A 3,383-nucleotide genomic window follows, 5' to 3' on the forward strand; every position below is an offset into this window, starting at 1 on the left:
TGGAACGCCGTCCAACACGGCAACCTCGAAACCCTCGGCATCCACCCCGACCAACCCATCCACGACGCCCTCCCCACCCTCGCCACCTGGCGACAGGCATGGCAGAACCAGTCGGCCGCCGATGCCTGGCGCTACCGGTACGCGTGGGCACCGGTCACCGTGGGGGCCCCCGAGTCACCGGCGACCGGTGTCTGGCTGGTGGTGGAGGAGGAGCAGGGCACCGAGGCGCGTGTCACGCGGACGGTCGTCACGGCGCTCCGCGCCACCGGCGCCGACGTCCGTACGACGACGGTCGCGGAGCTGCCCGACGACGGCGTCACGGGAGTCGTGTCGCTTCTGCCGACGGTCCAAACCGTCGGGCTGGTCCAGGCCCTCGCCGCAGCCGGCATCGACGCACCCCTGTGGTGCCTCACCCGCGGCGCCGTACCCGTGGCGGACGGCGATCCGGTGGATCCGCACCAGGCCGCGATCTGGGGCCTCGGCCGCGTCATCGCTCTCGAACACCCCGACCGCTGGGGCGGGCTCGTCGACCTGCCCGGTGAGCCGGACGAGCGAACCGGTGAGCTGCTGGGCCGGGTCCTCACCGGTACGACCGGGGAGGATCAGGTCGCCATCCGTGGCACGCAGGTCTGGGCGGGGCGTCTGCGCCGTGCACCTTCGGACAGCGGAGCCTCGCCCGCGGTCTGGCGTACTGCCGGCACCGCACTGGTCATGGGCGGCACGGGTGCGCTGGGCGGACACGTGGCCCGCTGGCTGGCCGGCACCGGGGCCGAGAGCATCGTGCTCAGCAGCCGCCGTGGCACCGACGCCCCCGGGGCCCAGGAACTGGTCGCGGAACTGGAAGCGCTCGGTGTCCGGGCGCGAGTGGTCGCGTGCGACGTGACGGACCGGGACGCGGTGGCCGAACTGCTCGGCACGATCCCCGACCTGCGTGTCGTCGTGCATGCCGCCGGGGTGCCCAGCTGGGGTGCCGTGACCGACCTGACCACGGACGAGTTCGAGGCCGGGCTGCGGTCGAAGGTCGTCGGCGCGCAGCACCTGGACGAGCTGACGCGCGCGACGGAGCTGGACGCCTTCGTCCTGTACTCGTCGATCGCCGGCGTGTGGGGCAGCGGCAACCAGTCCGCGTACGCCGCCGCGAACGCCTTCCTGGACGGACTGGCACACCGCCGCCGCGCCGACGGCCTCGTCGCCACTTCGGTGGCCTGGGGCATGTGGGACGGCGACGGCATGGCCGCGGAGGGCACGGACCTCCTCGTCGAGCACGGTCTGACGCCGATGGCGCCGGAACTGGCGATCACGGCGCTGCGGCAGGCCCTGCACGGTGACGAGACGACCATCGTGGTCGCCGACGTGGACTGGGACGGCTTCGGAGCGCGGTTCACCGCCCTGCGCCCGAGCCCGCTGCTGAGCGAGTTGCTGACCGATGGTGCCGTGCCCGCCGCGCCGGCCGGCGCGTTCGTGCTCCGCCTGCGTTCCCTGTCGGAGTCGGAGCGGAGCCGCGTAGCTCTGGACTCGGTCCGTACGGTCGCGGCCGACGTGCTGGGCCACCCCGGCCCCGAGGCCATCGACCCCGCCCGGACGTTCCAGGAGATCGGCTTCGACTCGCTGACCGCGGTGGAGCTCCGCAACCGCCTGGCCACCGCCACCGGGATCCGTCCCCCCGCCACCGTGGTCTTCGACTTCCCGACGCCGGGGGCGCTGGCCGCGTACCTGGTCAGTGAGGCGCTGGGGGCGGCTCAGGACCGTATGCCGGACCTTCCGGCGGTGGTCGCGGCGGCCGACGACGACCCCGTCGTCATCGTCGGGATGAGCTGCCGTCTCCCGGGCGGCGTCGAGTCGCCCGAGGAACTGTGGCGACTGGTCGACTCCCGCGGCGACGCCGTTTCGGCCTTCCCCACGGACCGCGGCTGGGACCAGGACGGCCGTTTCGCCCCGGCCCCCGGCCAGTCCCGCGCACCGTACGCACGCGTCGGTGGCTTCGTGAACGGCGCGGGCGAGTTCGACGCGGACTTCTTCGGCATCTCGCCGCGTGAGGCGGCGGCGATGGACCCGCAGCAGCGACTGCTGCTGCACACCACTTGGGAGGCGTTCGAACGGGCAGGCATTCCGGCGTCCTCGGTCAGAGGCAGCCGCACCGGCGTGTTCGTCGGAGCTTCGTCCCAGGGTTACGGCGCAGCGTCGGAGTCCGAGGGGTACTTCCTCACCGGCAGTTCGAGCAGCATCATCTCCGGCCGGGTGTCCTACACGTTCGGGCTGGAAGGTCCGGCGGTGACGGTGGACACGGCGTGCTCGTCGTCGCTCGTCGCCCTGCACCTCGCCGTCCAGGCACTGCGGTCGGGCGAGTGCACTCTGGCACTCGCCGGCGGCGTGACGATCATGGCGACGCCGACAGCGTTCGAGGAGTTCTCGCGGCAGGGCGGGCTTGCCGCGGACGGCCGCTGCAAGGCGTTCTCCGCCGACGCGGACGGCACGGGATGGGCCGAGGGTGTCGGCATGCTGCTCGTGGAGCGGCTGTCCGACGCCGTACGGAACGGGCACCAGGTGCTGGCCGTGGTCCGGGGCTCCGCCGTCAACCAGGACGGCGCCTCCAACGGCCTCACCGCCCCCAACGGCCCCTCCCAGCAGCGCGTCATCCGCCAGGCCCTGGCCAACGCCGGCCTCACTCCGCAGGACGTCGACGCGGTGGAAGCCCACGGCACGGGCACGACGCTGGGCGACCCCATCGAGGCCCAGGCGCTCCTCGCCACCTACGGCCAGGACCGCGACACCGACCGGCCGCTGCTGCTCGGCTCACTCAAGTCCAACATCGGGCACACGCAGGCCGCCGCCGGCGTCGCCGGGGTCATCAAGATGGTCATGGCGATGCAGCACGGAGTGCTGCCGCAGACCCTGCATGTCGACGAGCCCACCCCGCACGTCGACTGGAGCGACGGCGCGGTCGAGCTACTCACGGAGCGGACGGACTGGCCCGAGAACGACAGGCCGCGGCGGGCCGGTGTGTCCGCGTTCGGTGTGAGCGGCACCAACGCGCACGTGATCCTCGAGCAGCCCGCCGTCGTCACCGAACCGGCCGGCAGCAGCAAGCCCACCACCGATGACGGGATTGCCGCTGAGGGACCTGACTCCGGGAACGGGCCCGCGGCCGAGGACGGGCCTGACTTCGGGAACGGGCCTGCGACCGAGGGTGGTTCTGGCTCCGGGAACGGGTCTGCGACCGAGGGCGGGTCTGATTCCGGGAACGGGGCTGCGGCTGGGGAGGGAGCATCATCCGCGCCGGTGGTGCCCTGGACCCTGTCCGCCGCCAGCGAAACCGCCCTGCACGCCCAAGCCGCCCGCCTCAAAACCTTCGCCCTCACCCACCCCGAACACACCCCCGCCGA

The 3,383-nt window shown here is 72.9% G+C and carries 1 protein-coding gene; it reads left to right on the forward strand.

The annotated features are described in order from the left end of the window. Positions 1-3,383 (forward strand): type I polyketide synthase (locus ACH4F2_RS35380; protein ID WP_398136758.1); only part of this gene is annotated, 3,383 nt, incomplete at both ends.

Source organism: Streptomyces sp. NPDC017890 (assembly GCF_044328675.1).
Lineage (GTDB): Bacteria > Actinomycetota > Actinomycetes > Streptomycetales > Streptomycetaceae > Streptomyces.